The sequence below is a fragment of the Shewanella sp. CG12_big_fil_rev_8_21_14_0_65_47_15 genome, from assembly GCF_002783505.1.
In the GTDB taxonomy this organism is placed as follows: Bacteria; Pseudomonadota; Gammaproteobacteria; order Enterobacterales; family Shewanellaceae; genus Shewanella.
This window is the reverse complement of record NZ_PFGL01000033.1, coordinates 94,872-101,602: the sequence shown is the minus strand read 5'-3', so window position 1 is coordinate 101,602 and position 6,731 is coordinate 94,872. Positions and strand designations below refer to the sequence as shown.

8 protein-coding genes and 1 other RNA gene are annotated in these 6,731 nt (G+C 46.7%); 3 read left to right on the top strand and 6 right to left on the bottom strand.

Features of this window, described 5'->3' with window-relative positions:
- The 3 genes from COW15_RS09450 to ffs form a co-directional block, all read left to right on the top strand.
- Positions 1-172 (top strand): PLP-dependent transferase (locus COW15_RS09450; protein WP_293632157.1); only part of this gene is annotated, 172 nt, incomplete at its 5' end.
- Between the two features lie 232 nt (positions 173-404).
- The gene (locus COW15_RS09445; RefSeq protein WP_293632153.1) at positions 405-770 is read left to right on the top strand and encodes a ComEA family DNA-binding protein; all 366 of its coding nucleotides are present in this window, start codon (positions 405-407) and stop codon (positions 768-770) included.
- A gap of 236 nt (positions 771-1,006) precedes the next feature.
- Positions 1,007-1,104: signal recognition particle sRNA small type (ffs, locus tag COW15_RS09440), an RNA gene on the top strand.
- Positions 1,105-1,204: 100 nt separating this feature from the next.
- Here the strand turns inward: ffs and COW15_RS09435 are convergent.
- Genes COW15_RS09435 through dinG form a run of 6 tightly spaced genes read right to left on the bottom strand, consistent with a single transcriptional unit; the run spans position 1,205 to position 6,677 of the window.
- A complete protein-coding gene (locus tag COW15_RS09435) occupies positions 1,205-1,489 on the bottom strand; it encodes a late competence development ComFB family protein (protein ID WP_293632152.1) in 285 nt (94 codons plus the stop codon).
- Positions 1,490-1,522: 33 nt separating this feature from the next.
- A complete protein-coding gene (locus COW15_RS09430) occupies positions 1,523-2,431 on the bottom strand; it encodes a histone deacetylase (protein WP_293632151.1) in 909 nt (302 codons plus the stop codon).
- Between the two features lie 29 nt (positions 2,432-2,460).
- On the bottom strand, positions 2,461-3,153 hold the full coding sequence (locus COW15_RS09425; RefSeq protein WP_293632150.1) for a DUF2057 domain-containing protein: 693 nt from the start codon (positions 3,151-3,153) through the stop codon (positions 2,461-2,463).
- A gap of 9 nt (positions 3,154-3,162) precedes the next feature.
- Positions 3,163-3,825 (bottom strand): primosomal replication protein, encoded by a 663-nt coding sequence (locus COW15_RS09420; RefSeq protein WP_293632149.1) that lies wholly within the window; start codon positions 3,823-3,825, stop codon positions 3,163-3,165.
- A complete protein-coding gene (locus COW15_RS09415) occupies positions 3,822-4,595 on the bottom strand; it encodes a TSUP family transporter (protein ID WP_293632148.1) in 774 nt (257 codons plus the stop codon). Before COW15_RS09415 ends, COW15_RS09420 begins: the two co-directional genes overlap by 4 nt.
- A 9-nt stretch (positions 4,596-4,604) precedes the next feature.
- On the bottom strand, positions 4,605-6,677 hold the full coding sequence (gene dinG, locus COW15_RS09410; protein ID WP_293632147.1) for an ATP-dependent DNA helicase DinG: 2,073 nt from the start codon (positions 6,675-6,677) through the stop codon (positions 4,605-4,607).
- Positions 6,678-6,731: the final 54 nt, after the last annotated feature.

Genomic DNA, 6,731 nt, shown 5'->3' with positions numbered 1-6,731 from the left:
CGATGCTGAATCCCTGATCCAACATCCAGCGTCGATGACGCACTCTCCCTATACGCCAGAGGCGAGGGCGGCGGCTGGGATTGGTGACAATCTGTTGCGGATCTCCATCGGCCTAGAAGATTGTGATGACATTATCGCCGACCTAAGCCAAGCCTTAGGGAGATTGGCATGATGGTAAAGTCGCGCATTTAACAGCGGTAAAAATGGGGCGCGAGTAAGCGCCCTATTTTTATGCTCAAACATGCACGCTATTTTATGATTAAGCATGCCTGAATAGGCCTTAAGTTGAGTGATGGATAATATTTGTTGTGGCGATTTGGTAATTCAGAAGACCTTAGTCTATTTTTGATTTGAGGCCACGGAAGTAGGACGAAAGGCCGAATATTATGGAAAGAGGAACTATTATGAAAACCACACGCAATATAACGGCTATTGTGAGTGCAATTGCGCTGACTGCATTAGTAGCCATCCCTGCAATCGCAGCGGATCCCGTCAAAGAAGCCACTAAAGTACAGACTCAAGCAAACATGGATGTGAAGGATGCGGCATCGGAAGCGAAAAAGGCGGTACCTGATACCACTCAAGTCAATATTAATACCGCCTCCTCTGAACAGTTGCAAATGCTGAAAGGGATCGGTGCCGCTAAGGCCCAGGCTATCATAGATTACCGTGCCCAGAACGGTAAGTTTAAGGCGGTCGATGATTTAGCGAATGTATCGGGTATCGGTGCAAAACTGATTGAACAGAATCGACATTTGATGAAGATCTGAACCATTCATCCACGCCAAATAATGATTATTTGAGCGCAACAACGCCGAAAAAGCCTACGAATGTAGGCTTTTATCATTTAAATACCATGGTTTGCCTATAGATTGTCCAGTTAAGCGGGATATTTGCCAAATGGGTGGATTAGCACTTGATCCCTTAGGTGCCATAGGGGATAATCCGCGTCGTTCAACTAATGTCCTCACTTCATTGTGGATTGTTATTTGAAGTTATGGTGACCCTAGGGTCCCCCCGCAATGATAACTTGTGAACTCGGCCAGGCCCGGAAGGGAGCAACCGCAGCAAGCGACTCGTGTGCCGGGGTGTCGGCTCTAGGGGAACCTCCAAATTCCTTTCTGTTTTCTCTAGTTTTACTCAAACTCCAACCTCATTTAGTTTTACGCTTAATCATTTTACTGGCAAATGTTGTTGGCAAAAATCAATATTCTGTTTCTTCCTGCAGCTTTTTTTGTAGATTCTGTTTGAGAAAGGCTCGGGATTTTTCTAATGCGGCTTGAATTTCCCGCTTCAACTCCTGCAACTCGTTGTAGTCTTCAAAAAAGTAAGTGTCGACGAGGTGGCGTATATAACGCACGGGCAGTTGGTTGAGTGTTACACAACAGAGGTCGGCTAAATAATCCTCTGGCAGTTCATCCATAAGTCCTTCATCGGATAACATTTCCATTAAGAGAACTTCGTAATAGTTACGGATTTCGAGTTGCATCGCTGTGCTCCATGATGGTTTTTATTGAGTGTGCTACCACAAATGGTTTGCCGCAATAAAAAGTTGGCTGTGTCTTTGGCTTAATTGTAGTGCGTCTCTGCTATAGCCGCCGCCTATCACGGCTGCAATTGGAATATTTGCCGATTTTGCCATTGACAACACAGTCAAATCCCGTCTGAACACCCCTTCTTGGCTGATATTCAGCAAACCGAGATCGTCATCTTGATGAATATCGACCCCTGCATCATAGAGGATAAGATCCGGCTGATGGATCCGAATAAGGAGGGCGAGTGTCTGCTCCATGGTTTCGAGGTAGACGCTATCATCGCTGCCTTTGCTCAGTTCGATATCATAGTGGGAATATTGCTTACGACTCGGGAAATTCTCTTTACAGTGAATAGAGCAACTGACTATTCCTTGATGTCGGTGGCTGAGTGTTGCACTACCGTCACCTTGATGCACATCACAATCAAAAATCAGTACCTTGTGTACTTGCTGGTTAGCAATGGCATTTCTAGCCGCTAGGATAAGATCGTTGAAAATACAGTAACCACTGCCAAAATCGTAGTGGGCATGGTGATAACCACCGGTTAAATGCAGGCTAATGCCGTGCTCGATAGCTAATGAGGCTGTGAGTGTGGTGCCCGCCACTGAATGTAAAGTACGCTCGACTAAGGCTTCACTCCAGGGAAAACCAATTCGTCTGAACGCCATCATTGGTAAAGTGCCTGTGATAAACTGCTCAACATACTCTTTTTGATGTACTTGCATGACATCCTGCGCCGTCATCGCGATGGGGGCGTGAAACTGTGCTGGTGTAGCAAGCTGATTATCGAATAAGTATTGCCGAAGGTTTGCGTATTTAGTGGTGGGAAATCTGTGGTGAGAGGGAAGCGCCAGCTTGGAATAGCTGGCGTGATAAACCAATGGGATCATAGCCAATATCGACTAAACCTTGTTATCGCAAGGTGTTATAGCTGTGAAATTGCCCAACTCATAAATTCTTTACGTGTTTTCTCATCGGCTTGTAGCCACCAATACTGCAACATTTGCTGGGGACTCGCTGCCGCCGCCTTAGAAGCATCGACTGGCGCCGTTAATGACGTTGCATTTATCGCGGCTTGGGTCGAGGTTGGCGCCGCAGTGATAACGGCGGCCGTGGCACCCGCTGCTCCCGTCGCTGCCGCAGCCGTACCGGATACATCAACGGCTTGGTTACCACTGAACAGGCGAGAAACAAAACTTTCTTCTTCAATATCGGTATTGGCAACTTGGTAGTTGACTTGGCCCTTGTCACTGCGGGTTAACACTACCTGTGGATTTTGAGCATAGGACTTAGGTTTTTTGACCACTTTACCTTCGGCGGCTTGGAGGTAGTATTGATGATCACCATCGACTTCTAAGGTCACAATAAAAGGGGCTGATTTAACAAAGGTTTGGCTATCACTAAAGTCGTCTTCAACCATCTCATGGTAACGAATGGCAATTTTATGGGTACCAGACGCCAAGGCTAAGCTGCTCTTGTGATTAAATACGCTGGACTCGACTTTTTTACCATCGAGGGCAAGGTATTCGAAGGACATGGGAATATTCAGATCTGCAGCAAAGGCTGAGGCAGAGCCGAGTAACACGAGCAGACTACTGATTGGCAAAAGTGATTTCATTATTGTTCCTTAACGATTATGGCTCTGATGCGGACGTTCGAATGCTTGAATGCGATCTTCTATATAACTGATAGCTTGTCTGCATTTCCCTAGACGACGATGCATCAAAAGGATGTCATTTTGCAAACTGATTTTGTCAGCACTATGACAGTTTTCAAGTTTTGATTCCATTTCTGCAATTTTTTGCTCAAATTTTTTCGCCCAGTTTAAGTGCTTGTTCAGTTCTTCGTAAATTTCATGGCTATTTTGTAACACATTGCTGGCGATCCAGCCAAATCCGCTTTCTTGATGGGATAGGGCTTGACGCTTGGCAAAACGAGCACGGCTACTGGCGCGTTGCTGGTTTTTTGATTTTAAATCAATGGATGTGGTCAGGAGTGCGCGCTTTACCGCTGTGAATCTATCTTGAATGCGTTCACAACTCAACGCGATAGTGTGAGGCGCGAGTTTGAGGTTAATTTGTTTTTCCAACTGACTGATACTACTGCGGATCTGCTCGATGCAGGGCATTAACTGGGCACCATGCTGAATAAATAACGATTGGTTAAAACGCTCGGTATCTAGCAAGAGTTTACGTTGCTGCGGTGCGAGGTGGTTATCGTGCAGAATGACTTCCTGCTCGAGCGCTTTGAGTTGATTTTTCAGGATGCTGAGTAGCTGCTTTGTATTCAAAACCATGCACTCCAAACTAAATTTGCCGCAATCGCGAGTACAATTAACACAAATAAGGGCCGAATAAAGGGTAAGCCCAATTTAATCGCACAGCGGGCGCCGATAAACGAGCCTAACATCATACACAAGCCCATCCAAAGCCCTATTTGCCATTGTACTTGCCCTAGCCACGCAAAAATCCCTAAGGCGGTGAGGTTGCTGGTAAACGTCATCGCACGGGCAAGGCCGCAGCTGTGAAGCAAGGGTAATTTATAGAGTGAACCTGCACTGACGGTCCCAAATGCGCCAATCCCTGGACCTGCAAAGCCGTCATAGGCGCCGAGGATCAGCCCTTGTAGCCCTTGTTTTTGTTTAGGCGGTGATTGAGCCAATGCTTGGCAATCGGTATCGGATATCGCATTGGGGCTGACTAAGCTATAAACAGCTATACCGATAATGAGTAAGGGTAAGATTTTTTCCAGCCACTGTGTATCTAGCAAATAAACTAATAGGCTACCAAGGATAGCCCCCACAAAAGTGGCAATAAAAGCCATGTACCAGAATGCGGGTTTAAACAGATGTTGGCGGTAGTAGGTCCATGCCGCCATAGATGAGCCAAAACTTGCTGCGAGTTTATTTGTGCCAAGAACAGTGTGTGGGGCAATGCCAAGGGTTAACAGTGCCGGAATTGACAATAGACCACCGCCGCCGACTACAGCATCGATAAAACCAGCGATAAGACCTATGACTGCCAACAGGGCCCAGTTGCTGGGCTCGAGTAACAACTCCAAATTTCAATCCTACTCTATGACACGTCTAAAGGGAGGCAAGGCATCTAACAGGGATTTACCGTAACGTTTAGTCACTAAGCGCCTATCTAAAATAGTGACGCGGCCATAATCCTGTTCTTTACGCAGTAATCTACCACAACTTTGGATGAGCTTGCGCGAGGCATCTGGAATGGTCAGTTGTAAGAAGGGGTTGCCACCTTTGACTTTGACATATTCCGCATGGGCTTGCTCAACGGGGGAGGTGGGTACCGCAAAGGGTAACTTAGTGACAATCAGATTGGTCAGATAATCCCCCGGTAAGTCGAGCCCTTCTGAAAAACTGCCGGTACCAAACAAAATGCTCGGTTCACCTTTATCACACTTGGCTTTATGATTTTCGAGCAACTGTTGCCGTGGAGCATTACCCTGAATAAGTAGCTCTGTGGTCAGTTTACCTTCGAGTAATTCAACCACTTTTTCCATTTGCCAGTAAGATGCAAACAGCACTAAAGTTGCCATTTCTCCCTCTATCAATTCAATAATTTGCTCGGCTAACTCCTCGGTATAGGCATCATCCGTAGGCTCAGTCTTCATTTTGGGTAAATAGAGTGTGGCATTATTGGGGTAATCGAAGGGAGATTGCAGTGCCAAATAGCGACTACCATCGTTGAGTGACAAACCTACTTGATGCACGAAATGGTCGAAGTTATTGAGCGCACGTAGGGTGGCACTGCATAGCACGACCCCTGCAGCCTTTTGCCACAACATAGATTCGAGCATAAAGCCAACTTCGATAGGGGATGCACTAAACAGGTAATCCACTTGTTTACCCGTGATAAGTTCAATCCAGCGTGCCATTGGCGCACCTTTATGGGTGTCTTCCTTGGCCATCATGCGCCATAGCTTTTGCAGATTCTCGAGGCGCTGTAACATAAAGCCCATTTCGGCTTGCAACGCTTCGGACTGATGTTTGGGGATATCACCGTCTTTAATGGCCTCGGTGAGCAACAATTGCATCTTGTTAAATTGCTTTAGGGCAAGATTGGCTGTAGTGGCTAAGTTTTCGGCGGGGATCCTAAGGGCGTCTGGTAGCTTGCCATGCTCGAAGCGATAGCGATTTTCTGGGTTGGCAAATTGTTTAGTTTGGGTATCGCAATACTGGGCGACTTGATTAAGCTGGCCGATAAGATCGCCAATATGATCCTGCATTGCCTGTGCTGGGGCGATGATATTATTGCTTTTTATCTGATTTTGTAATTTAGCACTGGTCTTACCGACCTTCTCAAGCCAGTCGGCTGCGCCCCGAAGCGTTGCCTGTGCACTGGAAAAGTCCCGCGCCACAATAGGTAGGTGATGGGCTTCATCGATAACATAAAACACTTCTTCGGGATCGGGCAGGATCACGCCGCCACCTAATTCTAAATCGGCAAATAACAAGCTGTGGTTAGCGATCAGCACATCCCAGGTATCGACGTCTTCACGGGCCTTATGGAATGGGCAATTTCTGTGACTCGCCACTTGCCGATGGCAGCTGTGTTTATCGCAGGCGATTTGCTGCCACAGATGATCGGGGATGGGTGTCGATAGCGTATCGAGTTCGCCATTCCAGCGTCCTTCGGTATAGTCCTTTAGCAATTCATGCAACATGGCAATCTGGCTATTGTCGGGTTTAGTTTGCCACATGGCCATTTGGGTACTGTTATCATCGCCAATCAACATGGCTAATTTTGAAAGGCAAACATACCGCTGGCGACCTTTTACTAGGCCGAAGCGAAAATTTAACCCAGATTGCTCAAGGAAGAAGGGCAGATCTTTGTGCAGTAACTGCTCTTGAAGGGCGACCGTTGCGGTGGCAATACAGACCTTTTTTTTGCTTGCGAGGGCGAGCGGAATAGTCCCCAAAATGTAAGACAATGATTTGCCAATGCCCGTACCCGCTTCGACCACAATAATGCGCCTGTCTTTATCGTAATCACCGGCGAGGGTCTTAGAAATTTCGGCCACCATATAATTTTGTTCGCGGCGCGGCCTAAAATTAGGCAAGGCGCTGGCGATATCTTTATAGATGGCGCGGATCTGGGTTTTTACATTGTCAGGTAACATGCGTCACTACTTTATCGAATTAATGCTGTACATAATAACAGTGATTGCATAGCC

Bases quoted from the DNA above. Each gene is read 5' to 3' on its own strand.
- COW15_RS09445 (WP_293632153.1), top strand. From the start codon at position 405: ATGAAAACCACACGCAATATAACGGCTATTGTGAGTGCAATTGCGCTG.
- COW15_RS09435 (WP_293632152.1), bottom strand. From the start codon at position 1,489: ATGCAACTCGAAATCCGTAACTATTACGAAGTTCTCTTAATGGAAATG.
- COW15_RS09425 (WP_293632150.1), bottom strand. From the start codon at position 3,153: ATGAAATCACTTTTGCCAATCAGTAGTCTGCTCGTGTTACTCGGCTCT.
- dinG (WP_293632147.1), bottom strand. From the start codon at position 6,677: ATGTTACCTGACAATGTAAAAACCCAGATCCGCGCCATCTATAAAGAT.